The sequence below is a fragment of the Pseudoxanthomonas sp. z9 genome, assembly GCF_006542425.1.
Taxonomy (GTDB): Bacteria; Pseudomonadota; Gammaproteobacteria; order Xanthomonadales; family Xanthomonadaceae; genus Pseudoxanthomonas_A.
In genome coordinates this window covers 1-18,939 of record NZ_VFID01000007.1, presented here as the reverse complement: position 1 = coordinate 18,939, position 18,939 = coordinate 1, and the positions used below count along the sequence as shown (strand labels likewise).

The following is an 18,939-nucleotide window of genomic DNA, read 5'->3' as shown; positions in this document are numbered from 1 at the left end:
TCATCCGTGCATGTCGTGGCTGGCACCACCGTCCAGCTGGACCATGTCCGCGCTGATGTCGGCGAAGGCCAGGACCTTGCCGCCATGGGCGGCGGCGAACCTGTCCGCGTCCTCGCGGCTGGCGAAGCTGGCGAAGGTCGGTCCCATGCTGCCGGTGCGCGAGGAGCCCTGCACATAGAACGCGGTGGTGGCGTCGATCCAGTGGCCCTTCGGCACGTCCCAGTCGGTCTTGCCCATGTCCTGGACATAGACGCCGGCGACCTTGCGCACCTGTTCGGGCTGCAGGGTGATCGACAGCAGTTCGAGGGTGTCGCAGTAGTACTCCACCTTGCCATCGGCGTAGCGGATCTGGCCCTTCGGGCCGGGATAGTCGCGCAGCACCATGCCGTCCAGTTCGCATTGCTGGCCGGCGTCCGGGTCGACCGGTTCGACGCTGGCCAGCGGCTGGGCGCAACCGGCGACCAGCAGGGCGACCAGCGAAACACGTAAGGCTTTCATCGGAATCTCCAAAGGGCCACCCCGAGCGGGGCGAGGATCCAGGCCACCATCACCGAACCGAGCACGCGCGGATCGCCCCAGGCATCAGGCAGCAGCGTGCCCAGCCCGAACGCGTTGCGCAGGGTTTCGGTGGACATGGCGTTGAACACGCGGAACACGTCCGCGGGATTGAGCAGCAGGGCATACGGCGCCCAGGCCGAGGAATGCCGGCCGGCGGTGGCGACCAGCGCGCCGAGCAGGGCCAGGTCGAACACCAGCACGAAGCCGAACCACAGCAGGATGGCCGCGCCGGTGGCGCGCGCGCGATCGCGCACCAGCACCGACACCAGCATCGCCAGGCTCAGGAATGACAGGCCCAAGACGATCACGCTGGCGACGAACAGTGCGTACAGGCGGATGCCGGCGGCGTCGAGTTGCGTGGCCAGCGGTACCAGTGCGGCGCCGAAGCCGATCAGGGTCGCCAGCACCAGTGCCGCGCCCAGTCCGAGGTACTTGCCGAGCAGGAGTTCGGCGCGGGTCAGCGGCATGGACAGCATCAGGTCCAGGGTGCCGCGCTCGCGTTCGCCGACGATGGCGTCGAAGCCGAGCAGCAGCGCGATCAGCGGCACCAGGTAGATCGCCAGGCTGGTGAGGCTGGCCACGGTCACGCCGATGCTGCGGAAACCCACCGTGCCGGACTGGGCGCCGCCGAAGTAGGCGATCAGCAGGGCGAAGGCCGCCAGCACCACCGCGACCGCGAGGATCCAGCGGTTGCGCAGCCGATCGCGCAGTTCCTTGCCGGCCACGGTGCGCAGGGCGCGCCATTGCAGTCCGCCGGTCATGCGTGGCCTCCGGCGTGGCGCTGGCGCAGGTACAGGTCTTCCAGGGTCGGTGGATGGATCTCCACGTCGACCAGGGCAGGGCCGGCTTCGGCCAGCAGCGGCAGCAGGCCGGTGCGGTGCGCGCGCGCGACGCTGATCGTGAGCACGTTGTCCGCCGTGGCGATGACCGGGAAGCCGGCGTCTCCCAGCCGTTGCCCGAGGCGCCGCGCGGCGTCGGCGTCGCGTGCATGCAGGCGGGCGCGGCTGGGCAGGTCGGACGCCGCGGTCAGGCTGTCCACGCTGCCCTGCGCGACGGCCCGGCCATTGGCGAGGATCACCAGGCTGTCCAGGTGTGGCTGGATTTCGGCCAGCAGGTGCGAGCTGAGCACGATGGTCGCGCCCGCGCGCTTGAGGGTGGCCAGGGTGTCGTAGAAATCGTGGATGGCCTGCGGGTCCAGGCCATTGGTCGGTTCGTCGAGGAACAGCAGTTCCGGTTGGCCGAGCAGGGCCTGGGCGAAGCCGAGCCGCTGGCGCATGCCCTTGGAGTACTCGCGCACCGGACGCTTCATCGCCTGCGTCAGCCCGACCTGTTCCAGCAGGCCGGTGCATTGCCTGGTATCGGCCGCCTTGAGCCGGGCGAAGAAACGCAGGGTGTCCAGGCCGCTCAGGTTGTCGTAGAGCGCGACGTTTTCCGGCAGGTAGCCGATGCGCTGGCGCAGCCAGCGGAATGCCGCGCCGCGCACCGGCGTGCCATGGATGCGGATCTGGCCGGCGCTGGCCGGTTCGATGCCCAGCATCATCTTGAACAGCGTGCTCTTGCCGGCACCGTTGTGGCCGACGAGTCCGAACGTCGTCCCGGCCGGGATCGACAGGCTCACCCCGTCGACGGCCTGCAATGCGCCAAACCGCTTGTCGACCTGTTCCACTTCAATCGCGTGCTGCATCGTTCCGCATGGCCTCGAGCCACGCCCTCCAGTCCTGGTGTCGCGGCACCATCGCCGGGCGCGCGTCGGTCACCGTGGCGACGCGCAGCACGGGGAATTGCCGGGAAATCAGCCGCAGGGTGCTGATCGCCGGGCTGCTGTCCAGCAGCTTGGTGAACGGATAGCGCGCCACCAGCCAGTCGACCGCGTCGCTGGCTTCCATCGGCGTATCGCCGAAGCCGTCGCCGTCGCCGTCCCAGCCCAGGTAGTTGCTCCAGTAGTTGCCGCGCCGCTGGCCCCATTCGACGTCGCGCGAGGCCACGTAGCGGATCTGTTCCTGGTTGTTGACGAAGTCGTTGCCGTCCACCTGGTTGTTGAACGATCCGGCCCACAGGTGGATGCCCACCCGGTTGCCGATCACCAGGTTGCCGCGCAGGACGTTGTACTCGGCGTCGTAGATGAAGAAGCCGCGTCCGTTGCCCGCCGCGACGTTGTCCTCGATGGTCGAGTCCTGCAGGGTCCGCAGCATGATGCCGTGGTCGGTGTTGGCCCAGGTGCGGTTGCCGCGCACGGTCAGGTGGCGGACCTCCATCAGCGCCAGCCCGCCCTGGTTGTGGTGGCTTTCGTTGTCCTGCCACAGGTTGTGGTAGGAGTTCATGTAGTGGCTGCCATACCGCACGTGGTGGATGACGTTGCCGACGAACTCGGCATGGTGCGAGACATCCACGTAGATGCCGTCGCGGGCGAAGCTGATGTGGTTGCGCGCGATGCGTGCGCCGCGGGTGTTGTAGAGCTGGATCGCGTTGCCGCGCTGCGAGGACAGTTTCTCGCGCATGCCGGTGATCAGGTTGTCCTCGATGCGGACATCGTCGGCCTTCTCGATCCACAGGCCGAACAGCACGTGGGCGAAGTCGCAGTGGCGGACCACCGCGCGGTGCGCGCCCGGCTGGATGTAGATGCCGGCGTTCTGCCCGCCCAGATCGTCGCCGCTGTCGCGCACGATCAGGCCTTCGATGCGAACGTCCGGCGCGACCACGCGAATGACGTCGCCTTCGCCGCCACCGCTGATCGTCGGGCGATCGATGCCGCGCAGGGTCAGTGGCTTTTCGATGCGCAGGCGTTCGGCGTAGTGGCCGCGCGGGATTTCAACGGTATCGCCCGGCGCGGCGCGTTCGATCACCGCGCCAATGCGTTCGCCCGGCTGGACCCGCCACACCGCCGCTGCGGCGGGGGCGGTGCAGGCCAGCAGCAGGAGCAGGGCGCCGAGCCGCTTCATTCCACCAGTTCCAGCGGAATGAAATAACCGTCGCGTCCCACCGGCGTCAGCGGCAGGCCGGCGCGCTCGCGGCGCTTGCGTTCCTTGGCCAGCGGGGGGCAGGAGTGGTCGTCGTGGTACAGCACCATGCAGTCCAGGCACTGCATGCACTCGCTGGGATCGATCCGGCCCTGCGGGTCGATGGCCTGCGAACCGCAGCCGACCGCGCAGGCCTTGCAGGTGGTGCATTCGGCCTTGCGGCGCAGGCCGAACAGGCGCCAGCGCGAGGGCAGGGCCAGGCCGGCGCCGAGCGGGCACAGGTATTTGCAGAACGGCCGCTCCATGAACATCGAGGCCGCCAGCAACAGCGCCCAGAAGGCGATGAACGGCCAGGCGCGCGTCCAGATCGAGACGAAGAAGGTGCTCTTGAACGGCTCCACCTCCGCCAGCAGTTCGGCCAGCGCCATCGAATGGAACGAGGCCGCCACCAGCACCGCGAGGATCACGTACTTCAGCCAGCGCAGGCGATGGTGCCATTTGCTCGGCAACTGGAACTGCCAGCGCGCCAACCCGATCTTGCCGGCGAACTTGTACAGCAGCTCGCTCAGCGATCCGTACGGGCACAGCCAGCCGCAGAACACGCCGCGTCCCCACAGCACGATGGTGATGGCGATGAAGATCCAGAAGATGAAGATCAGCGGATCGCTGAGGAACAGATCCCAGCGCCAGCCGTCGCGCAGCGCATGCAGCAGGGTCAGTCCCTGGACGATGGAAGGCTGCGCCAACTGGCTGAAGCCGAGGAAGCCCACCGCGATCAGCCACACCGCGATGTGCGGCCACAGGATCCAGCGCTTGTCCACGCGGGTGGAGCGGGCGGCCCAGCGCCGGTGGGTGGCGTAGAACACGAACACGAACACCAGCAGCGCGGTCATGCCGGCGATCGGCCAGGCCTTGGCCTTCCAGATGCGGACCCAGGCCGGGGTCTGGCTGGCCACCGCCGGACGGCCGCCCTGCAGGTACTTGCCGGGCAGCCAGTAGCTGGCATCGAAATTGGCGTAGTCGCGGTTGCCCTCGTCGGTATTGCGATGAGCCAGGAACGAGAGCTTCCACGGGTAGGCGGCGGAGAACTCGCTGCCACGCAGGATGAAGATGCCGGATTCCGCATGCGACGGCGCGCCGTTCGCATGGATCCGGTACAGGTTGCGGTAGTCGGTGTCGCGGAAATGGTGGACGTCGATGTCCTGCGAGACCTGGATGCGGTCGTAGATGCCACCGCGCACGAACGCCGATCCCTTGAACGAACTGGTGCCGTTGCCGACCACGAAAATGGCGTGCTCGCCGGGTTTCAGTTCTTCCATCAACTGGCGGTAGCCCGCGTCGCCAAGCACGCTGCGGCCGATGGCGGGCGCGTTGAGGTAGCCGAACCACAGATCGATGAAGGGCTGTTCGTTGGCGGGCGCGCCGACATCGGCCTGGCCCACGGTCAGCCGCTGCACGCTGCCTTCCTTGACCAGCGCGTTCCAGTCGCGCGGCGGCACGGCATCTTCGACCAGCCGCGCCTGCGGCCGCGCCACCGCCTTGATCAGCCCGACTTGGCGGGCGACGGCGTAGCTGCCGCGGCTGACCAACTGGTTCTCGGCCATCACCGTCACGGTCGCGCCGCTGATGACGTCCATCGAGACTTCGCCTTCCTCGGCCTTGCCCAGCTCGAACCGGGAACCGGCGGGCTGGCCGACGTACTGCTCGACGTAGCGGTTCAGTTCCTTCTCGGGGATGCCGGCGAGCAGGATCGGCTCGCTGTGCTTGAGGATGCGCACACCGGTGATGCGGCCTCCGGCATCCATGCCCGCCAGCGTGATCATCGGCTTGCCGGAGTAACCGACCACGTCCGGCGCCACGTCGCTGGACAGGAACACGTAGCCGACCGTGCGCGGCTTGCCGGCTTCCTCGCGGAAACCCCGCACGAACGCGGGATTGCCTTCGCGCAGGCCGAACCGCGTGGCCTGCGGCAACACGCTGTCGCAGGCGACATGGCGGCACATGTCCGGATCGGTGAACAGCGCTTCCGGCAACTGCGCCTCGTAGGAACCGGCCCGGGCCCAGCCCGCGACCAGGCAAAGCAGCAGGAGGGCGGCCAGGCACGGCCACCCCATCGCGCTTGCCCGTCGCGTACGCCGCGCGATGCCCGGATGCGATGCGCGCGTAGCGAACTCCCCGCCCGGGGAGGACTGGATGATCGAAGGCATGGCGGAACCCGTGCTGGCGGTTACTTGGACTGGCCCACCATGTAATCCACGGCGGCCTTGACCGCATCGTCGTCGAGGCTGGGATTGCCACCGCGCGCGGGCATCACGCCCTTGGCGCCGTTGAAGCCTTCCAGCGCGTGCTTGTGCAGGGTCTCGGTGCCCTGTGCCGCGCGTGCGCCCCAGTCGGCCTTGTCACCAACCATCGGTGCGCCCAGCGCGGTGGTGCTGTGGCACATCGCGCAGGTCTTCTTGTAGGTCTCCTCGCCCGGATGGCCAGCCGCATCGGCGGCGGGCGTGCTGTCGGCCGCGGCGACAGCAGTGTCGGCGGCAGGCGCCTGCGCTGGCGCGGCTTCCGCCGCAGGCGCGATCTCCGGCTCCGCCGTGGCGGACGTGGGTTCCGTGGCGTCCGTGGTTTCGGACGATTGCCCGGAGCAAGCGGCCAGCGCGAGGACGACAGCCGCGAGCGCGAGCAGGCCAGGGTTTCGATTGTTCATGGAGGGAGCTCGGAGAAATGGAGAGGATCGTTGCGCGGAACCGGTCCGCATCCGCGCACCGGGCGCGGTCGATGCAAAAGGTAGTGGGCCGAACTTCCGACCGCCTTGATTTGAGTCAAGGAGAACGCCGTATCCCCGCGCGTATCGTGGCGCCGCAACCCAACGTTACATCCAGACGAAACTGTCCATCAGAGGAAAGCAGCGATGAAGAACAACGAGAGCGGGATGGAGATCCGGGATCCATCACGCCGAAAGATTCTCGGGGGAGCCGCCGCGCTGGCGGGAACGGGATTGACACTCAGCCTGACCGGCTGCGGCGCGGCATCCGACGGCAAGGGCGCCGCGGCGACCGGTGCGGCGGCAAAGGCGACCGGCGGCGCGGCTGGCCATTTCGAAGTACCGCCCGGCAAGCTCGATGACTATTACATCCTGTCCTCGGGCGGACACTCCGGCGAGGTGCGCATCCTGGGCTGCCCGTCGGGCCGCACCATCAAGCGCATCCCGGTGTTCAACATCGATCCGATGGTGGGCTGGGGCATCACCAACGAATCCAAGGCGATCATGGGTACCCGTCCGGACGGCCAGCTGAAGTACTGGACCGGCGACACCCACCATGTGCACGGTTCGTACACCGACGGCACCTACGACGGCAAGCGCTTCTGGGTCAACGACAAGCTGCATGGCCGGGTCGCCCGCATCCGCGGCGACACCTTCGAAGTCGATCGCATCACCGAGCTGCCGAACGTGCAGGGCCACCACGGCATCTTCACCGACAAGCGCGATCCGGTGGACAGCAGCATCAACCACACCACCCGCGTGTTCGCCGGCGCCGAGTTCCACATCCCGCTGCCCAACGACGGCCGCGACATGGACAAGCCGGAGGCCTATGGCTGCCTGTTCTCCTGCCTGGACGCGGAGACCATGGAAGTGCGCTGGCAGTGCCGCGTCGACGGCAACATGGACCTGGTGGCGACCAGCTACGACGGCAAGTACGCCGCGTCCAACCAGTACAACGTGGAAGGCGGCATCCACTACGAGGACATGATGTCGGCCGAACACGATGCCTGCGTGTTCTTCGATGTCGCCCGCATCGAGGCGGCGATCAAGTCCGGAAAATTCATCACCATCGGTGATTCCAAGGTGCCGGTGGTCGATGGCCGCAAGGCCGCCAACGCCGATCCTGCCACCGCGCTGACCTGCTACGTGCCGGTGCCGAAGAACCCGCACGGCGTCAACGCCAGTCCCGACGGCAAGTACTTCGTCTGCTCCGGCAAGCTGTCGCCGACCTGCTCGGTGATCGACCTGTCATTGGTGGAGAAGTGGTTCGCCGGCGAGATCAAGAACGCACGCGACGCCGTCGTCGCCGAGCCGAACCTGGGCCTGGGCCCGCTGCATACCGGCTTCGACGGCCGCGGCAACGCCTACACCACGCTGTTCCTGGACAGCAAGATCGTCAAGTGGAACGTCGACGCCGCGATCAAGCAGTTCAAGGGCGACAAGAACGCCAAGGTCGTCCTCGACAGCATCGACGTGCACTACCAGCCGGGCCATGGCTTCACCTCGATGGGCGAAACCAAGAACGCGGACGGCAAGTTCTTCAACTCCGGCAACAAGTTCTCCAAGGACCGCTTCCTGCCGGTCGGCCCGTTGCACGTGGAAACCGAGCAGCTGATCGACATCTCCGGCGACAAGATGGTGCTGGTGCACGATCACACGGCCTATCCGGAACCGCATGACGCCATCATCGTGGCCGCCGACGCCATCAAGACCCGGCAGATCTACAGCCTCGACGAGTTCCCCAACGCGGTCAGCGCGCAGACCGCCGGCATCGAGCGCAACGGCAACAAGGTGCACGTCCGCCTGACCTCGCAGGCGCCGGCCTACTCGCTGCGCGAGTTCTCGGTGAAGAAGGGCGACATCGTCACCATCACCCTGACCAACCTGGACAAGGTGGAGGATCTGACCCACGGCTTCGGCATCCCGAAGTACAACATCAACTTCATCGTCAATCCGCAGGAAACCAAGTCGGTGACCTTCGTGGCCGACAAGCCGGGCGTGTACTGGTGCTACTGCACCCACTTCTGCCACGCGCTGCACCTGGAAATGCGCACGCGGATGGTGGTCGAAGGCTGACCGGGCGCCACCCGCCGGCGTTGGCGGTATCGCGCCGGCGGGTTCTTCCCGCCAGAAAGAGAAAGCCCGCGCCATGGCGCGGGCTTTTTTTTTTACGCCGAAGCGTTGTGCTTACTTCGCCGGCTTCAGCACGACCTTGGTGCTGATGGCGACATCGTTCGGAATGGTCTTGGTATCGGCCCATTCGCCGCCGCCGACGCCGAAGTCCAGGCGCTTGACCGTGGCCTTGCCGGTCAGCACCGGCTGCGCGCCCGGGGTCCAGGTGAAGGTCAGGGTGACCGGCTTGCTGACGCCGCGCAGACTCAGGCTGCCGTCGGCGGCGTACTGGTTGCCGCCCAGCGCGCGGAATTTGGTCGCGGTGTAGCGGGCCTGGGTGAACTTGGCAACGTTGAAGAAATCGCCGGTCTGCAGCGTGCTGTCGCGATCGTCGTTGCCGGTATTGGTGCCGGCGAGCTGGATGGTCACGTCCAGCTTCGAGGTGGCCAGGTTGGCCGGATCGAAACTCAGCGTGGTGTTGAAGCCGCCAAATTTGCCGGTGAAGGTTTCGCCTTGGTAATTGCTGGCGAACACCAGCGTGGAGCCCGGCGCCTGCACGTAGTCGGCGGCGAACGCGGGCGCGATGGCGGCCAGCAGGAGACTGGCGGCAAACAGGCGGGGGTGGGGGAAGCGGATCATGGCGCGATATCCTCGGTGGTGGACGCGGTGGGGGAAGCAGTGGCCTGCCGGCGGCGGCCCGGCAGCATCCGCCGCAGGGTGTCGTCGTTCTGGAACAGGTGGTGGTAGAACGCGGCGCCGGCGTGCAGCAGCACCGCGACGACCAGCACCCAGAACATCGATTCGTGCAGGTTCTCGGCCAGCTCGTGCAATTCCGGATTGCGGGCGGTGATCGCGGGCAGGTTGAACAGCTTGAACCATTGCAGCGGATAGCCCGCGGAAGAATTCAGCACCCAGCCCGACAGCGGCATCGCGAACATCAGCCCGTACAGCGCCACGTGGGTGAGCGAGGCGATGCGCTGCTGCCAGCCGGGTGTGCCGGGGATCGCCAGCGGCGCGCCGGCGTACACGCGCCAGACAAGGCGCAGCGCGACCAGCGCCAGGATGGTCAGGCCGATCGACTTGTGCAGCGCGTAGGTGTTGATCTTGCGCGGTCCGTTGGGCAGATCGCCCATGGTCAGGCCGATGTAGGCGATGACCAGCAGCAGGACGACGATCAGCCAGTGCAGGGTCTGGCTGACGACGCCCCAGCGTTCAGGGGTGTTCTTCAGGGTCATTGAGGGTGGGCTCCCGAGGGGTGGCTGGGATGGTGGCCGCGTCGGCGGCCGCTTCTTCGGCATCGTCGGCCTTGCCCGTCCGTGTGGCTTCGGCCTCGATGCGAAGTTCGACGGAATCGCCAATCACCGACTTCCATGCGGTGATGCCGAAATCCGAGCGTTGCAGCGTGGTGGTGGCGGAAAAGCCGGCCGTGCGCCGGAACGGCGGCAGCGGATGGCGCTTGAGCGCATTGAGTTTGACGTCCAGGCACAGCGCGCGATCGATGCCATGCAGGGACAGGGTGCCGCAGACCGAGGCGCGATCCGGTCCAGTGGGTTCAATCCGGTGGGAAACGAAACGCGCTTCCGGGAATCGTTCGGCATCCAGGAGGTTGCCGGCCAGCACCGCCCGGTTCCACTTCTCGTCACCGAAATCCGTGCGCGCCAGCGGCACCGTGACGTCGAGCCGCGCGCTGCTCCAGTCCTCGGGATCGAACACCAGCGTGCCGGTGCTGCCGGAAACCGTGCCGATGGCCTTGGAGAAGCCGGCATGCTCCACCGCGAACATCACCCGGGTGTGGACCGGATCCAGCGCGTAGGCCACCGGGCCCGCCGCCCACGCGGGACAGGCGCAGGCGAACAGCGCGAACAGGGCGCTGGTCCGGGCACGGCGAAATGGACGCGTTGGAGTCATGACCGGGGATTCTAGGCGGGCCCGGCTGAAGATACCCCGCTTGCGCCTGCAACGGTCCGTTGCGACGATTCGGGCCGGGGAACCACGGCAGAACAGGACACGACGGCATGGGATGGCGGATCTGGATGTTGGCGGCATGGCTGGCCTGCGCAACGGTGCAGGCGGGCGTGCCGGAGATTCCGCGCTTCCGGATGATGACGGTGGCCGACGGATTGCCGTCCACCACCATCCCCGCGATGGCCCGCGACCGCGCCGGCTACCTGTGGCTGGCCACCTGGGATGGCGTGGCCCGCTATGACGGGGTGAACTTCAAGGTGTGGCGGCATGATCCGGATGATCCGGCCTCGCTGCCCGGCAACGTCGTCCAGGCGCTGCACGTGGATGGCCTGGACCGGGTCTGGGTCGCCACGGAGAACGGCGGCCTCAGCATGATGGGACCCGAGCGCCGCGGATTCCGCCATTTCCGCAAGGCCCAGTATCCGCAGATGGGCAGCGACGACGCCTTCGCCATCGCCAGCCACGGCGGCGAGGTCTGGTTCGGCACCTTCGGTGGCGGCCTGCACCGGATCAGCGCCGACGGCCGGATCCAGCGCTTCAACGCGGTGGAAGGCGATCCGGCCAGCCTGCCGTCCGACAATGTGCTGTCACTGGCTTTCGATCCGACCGGCCAGTTGTGGATCGGCACCATGAGCGGCCTGGTCCGGTACGACGGCAAGCGCATGCTGCGCGAAGCCCTGCCCGGCGGGGACTCGCTGATCATCTATTCGGTCACCGTCGACGGCGATTCGATCTGGGCGGGCACATCGTCCGGCATGTATCGCTGGCGTCGCCAGGGCGGTTGGAGCACGCCGCCCTGGTCGCCGATGTTCGAACGACCCAACGCGGTGATGGCGATGGCCGCCGATGGGCACGGCGAATACTGGCTGGCCAGCCAGGGCGGGCTCTGGCATACCGACGGCGATCGCGCGCCCGCGCCGATCGCGCAGGACAGCCAGGGCGTGGGCGTCGGCCGCGTGCTGCAGACGCTGTTGATGCAGCCCGATGGCGGCCTCTGGGTGCCGGTGCCGACGCGTGGCGTCGCCTACCTGCGCTCGGACTGGCGGCGGATCGCATCGTTCACGCCCACGCAGGGCCTGGGAGGCGGGCTGTATCGCGGCCTGGCCACCTCGGCTGTCGGCACCGGCGTGTGGCTGGTCAGCAGCATCGGCGGGGTCGAACGGCTGGATACCGCGAGCGGCGAGGTGGAGCCGTTGGGTGTGCACGCGCAACGGTTGAAGGAACTGCGCTTCACCTCGGTGCTGGAGGATCGCGAGGGACGCCTCTGGCTCGGCCACCGCAACGGCATCATCCGCATCGATCCGCGCAGCGGCGAAAAGCGCGAATGGTCGAACGCCGATGGCCCGGATCAGGTGCCCGACGGCACGTCGGTGGACTGGCTGGTGCAGACCGGCGACGGCACGTTGTGGCTGGCGACCCAGATGGGATCATTGCAGCATCGCGACGGCGCGACCGGCCAGGTCATCGACAATCTGGCGCGCTCGGAACAGGACAGCGAGCCGAGCGAGATCGAAACGATGCTCGCCGGCCCCGACGGCCAGTTGTGGACCGCGAGCAATCGCGGCATCGAGCGCTGGGATCCCGGCCAGCACCGCTTCGTCACCGTCATCGGCGCGGGGGTGGAACGGGTGCTGTCCTTCGCCTTCGCCGGTCCCGACGAACTGTGGCTGCACCGGCTTTCCGGCCTGGAGCATTGGCGGCAGCGGGAAGGCCGATGGGTGCAGGTGCGGCAGATCGCGCCACGGCAGGGACTGCCGGCGCTGGAATCGACCGGCATGACCATCGATCCGGGAAAGCGGGTATGGCTGGCGACCCGTCGCGGCCTGTTCCGGATCGAGGCGCCCGATGATCGGGCGCCGGTGCGGGTGCGCAATTTCGGCGTGCGCGATGGCCTGATGAGCCAGGAATTCAACGACCGCGGCCTGCTGATGGCGGGTGGCGGCCTGCTGGCCGGCAGCACCGCCGATGGTTCGGTGATGCTGCTGGACACGGCGCTGCCGGATCCGCCGCCGCTCACCCCGCACCTGCTGCTGGCCGGATTGCAGGTGAACCAGCGCGACCGCACGGTGCAGTTGCCGATGAATGGCGGCTTCGAACTGCTGCCCGATGACCATGACCTGCAGGTCAGCCTGCGCCTGCTCAGCTACGAGGATCCGCTGGCGCATCGCTATCGTTCCTGGCTGGAAGGCTTCGATCAGGGCTGGGTTGAACAGGGCGCCAGCGGCGAGCGTTCGTTTTCCAACCTGCGTCCCGGCCACTATCGCCTGCGCCTGCAGGCGTTCGACGCGGCGGGCAATGCTTCGGAGGAAAAGCAGCTTTCGTTCGAAGTGCTCCCGCCCTGGTACCGCAGCGTCTGGGGCATCAGCCTGATGGTCGCCGCGGGCGCGCTGCTGCTGGCGCTGCTGGCGGCTGCCTACCGGCGCCGGCTGCGCCGACGCACCGAATGGCAGCTCAACGAACACAAGCGCGAAGTGGCCGAACAGGCTTCACTGGCCAAGACCCGCTTCCTCGCCACCCTCGGCCATGAAGTGCGCACGCCGATGACCGGCGTGCTGGGCATGAGCGAACTGCTGCTGGCGACGCCACTGACCGACACCCAGCGCCATTACACCAACGCCATCCAGCGCGCCGGTTCGCACCTGCTGCGCCTGGTCAACGACGCGCTGGACCTGGCGCGCATCGAGGCCGGCAAGCTGGACATGGATGCGCAGGAAGTCGATCTGCGCGCGCTGATCCGCGAGGTCGTCGACATGACCGCGCCGATGGCGGAGAAGCGCGGCCTGTCCTTCTCCGACGAATGCGCCGAGGACGTGCCCTCGCACGTGATCGTCGATCCGATGCGGATGCGGCAGATCCTGCTCAACCTGCTGGGCAACGCGATCAAGTTCACCGAGCGCGGTGGGGTCGGCCTGCGCGTGCTCCCCTTGCACCCGCAGGGCGTGCGCTTCGAAGTCAGCGACACCGGGCCGGGCATCAATGCCGAACAACAGGCGCGCCTGTTCCAGCGTTTCGAGCAGGGCGATGGCGCGCGCACCACCTCGCGCTACGGCGGCAGCGGACTGGGCCTGGCGATCTGCCAGGAACTGGCGGTCGCGATGGGCGGCAGCATCCGGGTCGAAAGCCGACCGGGCCTGGGCACCCGCTTCATCGTGGAGCTGCCGCTTCCGCACGTCGTGCCGGCGGCGGCAGGCACCGCGCGGGCGGCGGTGTCGGCGCAGGAGCGACGGATCCTGCTGGTGGAAGACGACATCACCGTCGCCGAAGTCATCGCCGGACTGTTGCGCGCACGCGGCCACCACGTCGTGCACGCCGCGCATGGACTGGCGGCGCTGGGCGAAACCGCCGGGCAATCGTTCGACGTCGCCCTGCTGGATCTCGATCTGCCGGGACTGGACGGGCTGGCACTGGCGCGGCAACTGCGCCTGGGCGGCTTCAACGCGCCATTGATCGCCATCACCGCCCGCGCCGACGCCGAGGCCGAACCACAGGCGCGCGCGGCCGGCTTCGACGACTTCCTGCGCAAGCCGGTCACCGGTGACATGCTGGCCGAAACGATCCAGCGTGTCTGCGACGGCCGGGCGGACGGCGCATGACTGGCCAATAGGGGGCGCCAAAAGCAAATCCCCCTCAATCCCCCTTTTTCGCTTTCAACAGCCGAATGGCTGATCAAGGGGGAGGCGAAGCGAGTTTGCTTTCGTTGATCTGCGTTGGCCTTGGGTCAACGCCTGATTAGCCCCCTTTGAAAAAGGGGGCGGGCGCCCGCGAAGCGGGTGACGGGGGATTGGCTTTTTGCGTCAAAGCAAAATCCCCCTCATCCCCTTTTTCGCTTTCAACAGCCGAATGGCTGATCAAGGGGGAGGCAAAAGCAGTGCCTTTGCCAATCCCGAATCCCCAATCCCCAATCCCCGCTCAATCAGCCCACCCCTCCGCGTAGATCGTCCGCGCGGCATCATCCGGGTCCGCATGGATCCACAGCCCGCTGATCTCGTCCACGCGCAGGTACAGCGCGCCTTCGCTTTCTTCCATCGTGCATTCGGGCGCGCCTTCGCGTTCCTGGCGCGTGTGGCGCTTCACGCAGTCGGCTTCCAGTTGCGCGCGCAGATCGGCGGCGACCTGTGCGTAGGGTTCGGCCAGCACGTACTGGTGATCGCCCCAGAGTTCGGAATCCATCCGCCGGATCTCGCTCACCGCGTGGCCGGCCAGCCAGACCCGGCCGGGCTTGAGGAACGCGGTCGCGGTCAGCGCCATCAGCGCGGTCTCGCCCTCGGGCGCTTCCATTGGCTGGCAATCCAGGTGGACGCGGTCCACCGCCTCGCGCCAGGGATAGGGCAGTTCGTCCACGCGGCGCGCGCGCACGGCCTCGCAGCCGGGCGTGCGTGGCAGGCCGTTGTCGTCCAGCGGTGGCGGCAGGCCGGTGTCCTGCACCAGCATCGGAAAGTCGTCGCCGCGCACTTCGATCGTCACCGGCGCGCGTTCGCCGGCCAGCGCCGCGGAGGCGGCCAGGCCGGTGGTCATCAGGACGAGGGCGAGGGAAAGCGCGTGGGGGCGGCCGTCCATTGCGGGCTCCGGAAACGTCGCGCCTATCGGGCGCTGAATTCGTGCACGGCATCCACCAGCACGGCGACGTGCTCGGGATTCATGTCGGGCGACATGCCGTGGCCGAGGTTGAAGACGTGGCCGTCGCGGCTGCCGTCCGCACCCGCGGCGTAGCTGTCCAGGGTCGCCTTCACCTGCGCGCGGATCGCGTCCGGCGAACCGTACAGCACCGCCGGATCCAGGTTGCCCTGCAACGTCACCTTGCCGCCGGTGCGGCGGCGCGCGTCGGCCAGTTCGATCAGCCAGTCCACGCCCACGCCTTCGGCGCCGCTGTCGGCCAGCGCTTCCAGGTGCGCGGCGTTGCCTTTGCCGAACAGGATCAGCGGCGTGCGATCCGCGCCTTCACCGCGTTCCAGTTCACGCGCGATGCGGGTCAGGTAGGGCAGCGAGAACTCGCGGTACATCGCCGGCGACAGCACGCCGCCCCAGGTGTCGAACACCTGCAGCGCCTGCGCACCGGCCGCGCGCTGCGCCGACAGGTAGGCGATCACCGCATCGGTGTTCACCGACAGCAGCCTGTGCAGGGTGGCCGGATCGTTCAGCGCCATCGCCTTGATCCGCGCATAGTCCTTGCTGCCGCCGCCTTCGACCATGTAGCAGGCCAGCGTCCACGGGCTGCCGGAAAAACCGATCAGCGGCACCTGTCCGTCCAGTTCGCGGCGGATCAGGCGCACCGCGTCCATCACATAGCGCAGTTCGGTTTCCATGTCCGGCACCGCCAGCTTTTCCGCATCGGCGGCGGTGCGCACGGTGCGTTCGAACTTCGGGCCTTCGCCTTCGACGAAGTACAGGCCCAGGCCCATCGCGTCGGGCACGGTCAGGATGTCGGAGAACAGGATCGCCGCGTCCAGCTTGAAACGGCGCAGCGGTTGCAGGGTGACCTCGCAGGCGATGTCCGGATTTTTCGCCATGCCCAGGAAGCTGCCGGCGGCGGCGCGGGTGGCGCGGTACTCCGGCAGATAGCGGCCGGCCTGGCGCATCAGCCAGACGGGCGTGCAGTCGACGGGTTCGCGCTTGAGGGCGCGCAGCAGGCGATCGTTCTTCAGGGAGCTGGACATCGTGTTCCTTAGTGGGGGAATCCGGCGGTGGTCTCGTCGGGTGGAAAAAAACGCGCGTGGCGCGAGTCGTGCGGACATGCCGTTCAGGCGGCGCGGAAACCGGCCGCCGCGGAGAGGCTCACGGCTGTGGCGCTCCCTGCGTGAAGGTGATCTGGTAGCCACGCTTGATATGGGTGTCGCGGGCTTTCTCGAAGGCCGCGTCGGCTTCGGATTGCAGCAGGTACTGTTCGCGCTTGAGCTGCGCGCGCCCGCCGATCTGCCCGCTTTCGCGCAGCAGCTCCCAGCCGCCGAACAGGTCCGGTTGCAGGGTCAGCTGGACGTAGCGGGGAGCTTCGCCCGTCTCGGGGCGTTGCTGGAGGAAGACGCGCATGGGGCGGATTGTAGCGAAGCGGCGGCCATTCAGCCGCCGCGGAAGCTGCGCCGGTAAGCCGAGGGCGAGGTGCCCAGGGCGGCGGCGAACCGCTGGCGCAGGGAGACGGCGCTGCCGAAACCGGCCTCGGCGGCGATGTGGTCCAGCGGCCGGTCGGTGGTTTCCAGCAGCCGCTGCGCCCGCGCCAGCCGCTGGTGGGCCAGCCAGTCGCCGACGCTGGCGCCGGTGGCCCGGCGGAACCGACGGGTGAAGGTGCGCCGGCTCATCAGCGCCCGGTCGGCCAGTTCGTCCACCCCCAGCCGCTGGTCCAGGTGCGCCAGCGCCCAGGCCAGCACCGCGCGCAGGCGGTCGTCGCCCGGATCGGCCGGCAGTGGCTGTTCGATGTACTGGGTCTGGCCGCCCTGGCGATGCGGCGCCACCACCAACCGGCGGGCGATGCGGTTGGCGACCTCGGCGCCGTGATGGCGACGGACCAGGTGCAGGCAGCAGTCGATGCCGGCGGCGGTGCCGGCCGAGGTCAGCAGTTCGCCGTCGTCCACGTACAGCACGTCCGGCTCCAGCCGCACCTTCGGGTAGCGGCGGGCGAAGGTGTCCAGCGCGGCCCAGTGGGTGGTGGCGGGGCGCCCGTCCAGCAGGCCGGCGTCGGCCAGCACGAAGGTGCCCAGGCACAGGCCCACCAGCCGGGCGCCGTTGGCATGGGCCTGGCGCAGGGCTTCGCGCAACGGCTCGGGAGCCGGCTCGTCCTGGTCCCGCCAGGACGGAACGATCACGGTGTCCGCGCCTTCCAGCCCCTCCAGGCCGTGTTCGGGCTGGAGGGCGAAACCGGCGTCGGTGCGCAGTGGCCCCGGCTCCACCGCGCAGACCCGCAGGTCGAAGTCGGGCAGGCCGGGGGCGGGCCGCGACTCGAACACCAGGCAGGGCACCGATAGGTGGAAGGGGCTAATGCGGTCGAAGGCGACCACGGCGATGCGGTGCAGGGACATGGCCCGATTCTATCGAAAGATGAGTTACGGGCCACTCGTGGCATGCCGGCCCGGTGCCCAGAATGCCGCCACACCCCACTGGAACCGGACACCGTGTCATCTCCCCGCCGCGCCCTCATCGTCATCGACGTCCAGAACGAGTACTTCACCGGCGGCCTGCCCATCGAGCACCCACCGGTCAGCGAATCCCTGCCCAATCTGCTGCGGGCGATGGATGCCGCCCAGGCGCGTGGCATCCCGGTGATCGTGGTCCAGCACAGCGCCCCGGCCGGCGCGCCGGTGTTCGTGCCCGGCACCGCGACCTGGAAACTGCATCCGGACGTGGCCGGTCGCCCGCGCGATCACTACATCGAGAAATCGCTCGCCAGCGCCTTCACCGGCACCGACCTGGCCGACTGGCTGGCCGCGCGCGGCATCGACACCCTCGCCGTGGTCGGCTACATGACCCACAACTGCGACGCCTCGACGATCTACGAAGGCGCGCATCGCGGCCTGCGGATGGAATTCCTGCACGACGCCACCGGCGCGCTGCCGTGCGCCAACGCGGCCGGTTCGGCCAGCGCCGAGGAAATCCACCGCGTCTTCAGCGTGGTCTTCCACAGCAACTTCGCCGCCGTGGCCTCCACCGAAGCATGGATCACCGCACTGGATGCGCAGGCACCGCTGCCGATCGACAACGTGCCGCAATCCAACCAGCGCGCCCGCGAAGCCGTGGCCTGATCCCCAACCTGTGGGAGCGACGTCAGTCGCGATGGGGCTTTCCCGCGATCTTCATCGCGACTGACGTCGCTCCCACAAGGAAGCGATCGGATCCCGATATCACCTGTTTCCACGGAGCCCCCATGAACCTTATCCGCAGCCGCGACTACACCGCCGATCGCGCCTGGGGCGCCCTCGATGTCGCCCGCCTGGACGGCACCAGCGTGCGTCTGCACTGGACCGACCAGCCCTACCGCTGGCACGTCAACGACGGCCAGGAAGTGTTCGCGGTGATGGACGGTCGCGTGCGCATGCATTGGCGCGAGCACGGTGTCGAACACTCGGCGGTACTGGAAGCCGGCGACATGTTCCATGCGCAAACCGGCACCGAGCACCGGGCCGAACCACTTGGCGTGGCGCGAATCCTGGTGATTGAACGCGAAGGCAGTGAGTAGGACACCGAACCTGCAGGCACCGGCAGTGCCCAGCTTTTGTCCCTTCCCCCGCGCGCGGGGGAAGGTCGGGATGGGGGCCGCCTCCAGCGGCGCGGGAACACCGGGACGTTCGCCCCCACCCCAGCCCTCCCCCGCACGCGGGGGAGGGGGCGGAATTCGTGTACGTGCGCGCGACGCAACCTGTGGGAGCGACGTCAGTCGCGATGGGGCTTTCCCGCGATCTTCATCGCGACTCACGTCGCTCCCACAAGGGAGGAAGAATTCAACCTCCCCTGAGCACCCTCAACACCTGTGCCTCGTCCACATCCGGTACCACCTCGGCGCGACCGACGGGCATCCGCAGCGCCCAGCTTTTGCCCCTTCCCCCGCCTGCGGGGGAAGGTTGGGATGGGGGCCGCTTCCAGGGGCGCGGGAATACCGGGACGTTC

General features: G+C 68.1%; 17 protein-coding genes. 4 read left to right on the top strand and 13 right to left on the bottom strand.

Features of this window, described 5'->3' with window-relative positions; all coding sequences use genetic code 11:
* From FG323_RS07165 to FG323_RS07140, 6 genes are all read right to left on the bottom strand, one after another.
* Positions 1–498: a nitrous oxide reductase accessory protein NosL gene (locus FG323_RS07165; protein ID WP_141453846.1), complete on the bottom strand. Its 498-nt coding sequence runs from the start codon at positions 496–498 to the stop codon at positions 1–3.
* A complete protein-coding gene (locus FG323_RS07160; protein ID WP_220094132.1) occupies positions 495–1,319 on the bottom strand; it encodes an ABC transporter permease subunit in 825 nt (274 codons plus the stop codon). The genes FG323_RS07165 and FG323_RS07160 overlap by 4 nt, the downstream gene beginning before the upstream one ends.
* Positions 1,316–2,242 carry an ABC transporter ATP-binding protein gene (locus tag FG323_RS07155; protein ID WP_141453845.1) on the bottom strand — a complete coding sequence of 309 codons (927 nt, stop codon included), beginning with the start codon at positions 2,240–2,242 and terminating at the stop codon, positions 1,316–1,318. Before FG323_RS07155 ends, FG323_RS07160 begins: the two co-directional genes overlap by 4 nt.
* Positions 2,226–3,497: a nitrous oxide reductase family maturation protein NosD gene (nosD, locus tag FG323_RS07150; RefSeq protein ID WP_141453844.1), complete on the bottom strand. Its 1,272-nt coding sequence runs from the start codon at positions 3,495–3,497 to the stop codon at positions 2,226–2,228. The genes FG323_RS07155 and nosD overlap by 17 nt, the downstream gene beginning before the upstream one ends.
* The gene (locus FG323_RS07145) at positions 3,494–5,629 is read right to left on the bottom strand and encodes a NosR/NirI family protein (RefSeq protein ID WP_181444115.1); all 2,136 of its coding nucleotides are present in this window, start codon (positions 5,627–5,629) and stop codon (positions 3,494–3,496) included. Before FG323_RS07145 ends, nosD begins: the two co-directional genes overlap by 4 nt.
* Positions 5,630–5,742: 113 nt before the next feature.
* Positions 5,743–6,216, bottom strand: a complete 474-nt coding sequence (locus FG323_RS07140) for a c-type cytochrome (RefSeq protein ID WP_141453842.1) — start codon at positions 6,214–6,216, stop codon at positions 5,743–5,745.
* Positions 6,217–6,420: 204 nt separating this feature from the next.
* Here FG323_RS07140 and nosZ point away from each other — a divergent pair, with 204 nt between their 5' ends.
* Positions 6,421–8,349 (top strand): TAT-dependent nitrous-oxide reductase, encoded by a 1,929-nt coding sequence (nosZ, locus tag FG323_RS07135; RefSeq protein ID WP_141453841.1) that lies wholly within the window; start codon positions 6,421–6,423, stop codon positions 8,347–8,349.
* Positions 8,350–8,460: 111 nt separating this feature from the next.
* Here the strand turns inward: nosZ and FG323_RS07130 are convergent, their stop codons facing one another.
* The 3 genes from FG323_RS07130 to FG323_RS07120 are packed head-to-tail and all read right to left on the bottom strand — an operon-like array spanning position 8,461 to position 10,251.
* Positions 8,461–9,024: a YceI family protein gene (locus FG323_RS07130; protein ID WP_141453840.1), complete on the bottom strand. Its 564-nt coding sequence runs from the start codon at positions 9,022–9,024 to the stop codon at positions 8,461–8,463.
* Entirely contained in the window at positions 9,021–9,620 is a 600-nt protein-coding gene (locus FG323_RS07125; protein ID WP_141453839.1) for a cytochrome b, read from the bottom strand. The genes FG323_RS07130 and FG323_RS07125 overlap by 4 nt, the downstream gene beginning before the upstream one ends.
* Positions 9,598–10,251, bottom strand: a complete 654-nt coding sequence (locus tag FG323_RS07120) for a YceI family protein (RefSeq protein WP_343192861.1) — start codon at positions 10,249–10,251, stop codon at positions 9,598–9,600. The genes FG323_RS07125 and FG323_RS07120 overlap by 23 nt, the downstream gene beginning before the upstream one ends.
* A 149-nt stretch (positions 10,252–10,400) precedes the next feature.
* Here FG323_RS07120 and FG323_RS07115 point away from each other — a divergent pair, with 149 nt between their 5' ends.
* The gene (locus tag FG323_RS07115) at positions 10,401–13,943 is read left to right on the top strand and encodes an ATP-binding protein (protein ID WP_141453837.1); all 3,543 of its coding nucleotides are present in this window, start codon (positions 10,401–10,403) and stop codon (positions 13,941–13,943) included.
* A gap of 316 nt (positions 13,944–14,259) precedes the next feature.
* Here the strand turns inward: FG323_RS07115 and FG323_RS07110 are convergent, their stop codons facing one another.
* The 4 genes from FG323_RS07110 to FG323_RS07095 all read right to left on the bottom strand — a co-directional run bounded on the left by FG323_RS07110 (position 14,260) and on the right by FG323_RS07095 (position 17,357).
* On the bottom strand, positions 14,260–14,907 hold the full coding sequence (locus FG323_RS07110) for a hypothetical protein (RefSeq protein WP_141453836.1): 648 nt from the start codon (positions 14,905–14,907) through the stop codon (positions 14,260–14,262).
* Between the two features lie 23 nt (positions 14,908–14,930).
* Entirely contained in the window at positions 14,931–16,004 is a 1,074-nt protein-coding gene (gene hemE / locus FG323_RS07105) for a uroporphyrinogen decarboxylase (RefSeq protein ID WP_141453835.1), read from the bottom strand.
* Between the two features lie 118 nt (positions 16,005–16,122).
* The gene (locus tag FG323_RS07100) at positions 16,123–16,374 is read right to left on the bottom strand and encodes a WGR domain-containing protein (RefSeq protein ID WP_141453834.1); all 252 of its coding nucleotides are present in this window, start codon (positions 16,372–16,374) and stop codon (positions 16,123–16,125) included.
* Positions 16,375–16,403: 29 nt separating this feature from the next.
* The gene (locus FG323_RS07095) at positions 16,404–17,357 is read right to left on the bottom strand and encodes a helix-turn-helix domain-containing protein (RefSeq protein WP_141453833.1); all 954 of its coding nucleotides are present in this window, start codon (positions 17,355–17,357) and stop codon (positions 16,404–16,406) included.
* Between the two features lie 93 nt (positions 17,358–17,450).
* Between FG323_RS07095 and FG323_RS07090 the strand changes: the two genes are divergently transcribed.
* The gene (locus FG323_RS07090) at positions 17,451–18,077 is read left to right on the top strand and encodes a cysteine hydrolase family protein (RefSeq protein ID WP_141453832.1); all 627 of its coding nucleotides are present in this window, start codon (positions 17,451–17,453) and stop codon (positions 18,075–18,077) included.
* A gap of 122 nt (positions 18,078–18,199) precedes the next feature.
* Complete coding sequence (locus FG323_RS07085) at positions 18,200–18,511, top strand: cupin (protein ID WP_141453831.1); 312 nt, start codon at positions 18,200–18,202, stop codon at positions 18,509–18,511.
* The last annotated feature ends 428 nt before the right edge of the window (positions 18,512–18,939 follow it).

Coding starts and splice junctions, on each gene's coding strand:
- FG323_RS07165 (WP_141453846.1), bottom strand. CDS start 498: ATGAAAGCCTTACGTGTTTCGCTGGTCGCCCTGCTGGTCGCCGGTTGC.
- FG323_RS07160 (WP_220094132.1), bottom strand. CDS start 1,319: ATGACCGGCGGACTGCAATGGCGCGCCCTGCGCACCGTGGCCGGCAAG.
- FG323_RS07155 (WP_141453845.1), bottom strand. CDS start 2,242: ATGCAGCACGCGATTGAAGTGGAACAGGTCGACAAGCGGTTTGGCGCA.
- nosD (WP_141453844.1), bottom strand. CDS start 3,497: ATGAAGCGGCTCGGCGCCCTGCTCCTGCTGCTGGCCTGCACCGCCCCC.
- FG323_RS07145 (WP_181444115.1), bottom strand. CDS start 5,629: ATGGGGTGGCCGTGCCTGGCCGCCCTCCTGCTGCTTTGCCTGGTCGCG.
- FG323_RS07140 (WP_141453842.1), bottom strand. CDS start 6,216: ATGAACAATCGAAACCCTGGCCTGCTCGCGCTCGCGGCTGTCGTCCTC.
- nosZ (WP_141453841.1), top strand. CDS start 6,421: ATGAAGAACAACGAGAGCGGGATGGAGATCCGGGATCCATCACGCCGA.
- FG323_RS07130 (WP_141453840.1), bottom strand. CDS start 9,024: ATGATCCGCTTCCCCCACCCCCGCCTGTTTGCCGCCAGTCTCCTGCTG.
- FG323_RS07125 (WP_141453839.1), bottom strand. CDS start 9,620: ATGACCCTGAAGAACACCCCTGAACGCTGGGGCGTCGTCAGCCAGACC.
- FG323_RS07115 (WP_141453837.1), top strand. CDS start 10,401: ATGGGATGGCGGATCTGGATGTTGGCGGCATGGCTGGCCTGCGCAACG.
- FG323_RS07110 (WP_141453836.1), bottom strand. CDS start 14,907: ATGGACGGCCGCCCCCACGCGCTTTCCCTCGCCCTCGTCCTGATGACC.
- hemE (WP_141453835.1), bottom strand. CDS start 16,004: ATGTCCAGCTCCCTGAAGAACGATCGCCTGCTGCGCGCCCTCAAGCGC.
- FG323_RS07100 (WP_141453834.1), bottom strand. CDS start 16,374: ATGCGCGTCTTCCTCCAGCAACGCCCCGAGACGGGCGAAGCTCCCCGC.
- FG323_RS07095 (WP_141453833.1), bottom strand. CDS start 17,357: ATGTCCCTGCACCGCATCGCCGTGGTCGCCTTCGACCGCATTAGCCCC.
- FG323_RS07085 (WP_141453831.1), top strand. CDS start 18,200: ATGAACCTTATCCGCAGCCGCGACTACACCGCCGATCGCGCCTGGGGC.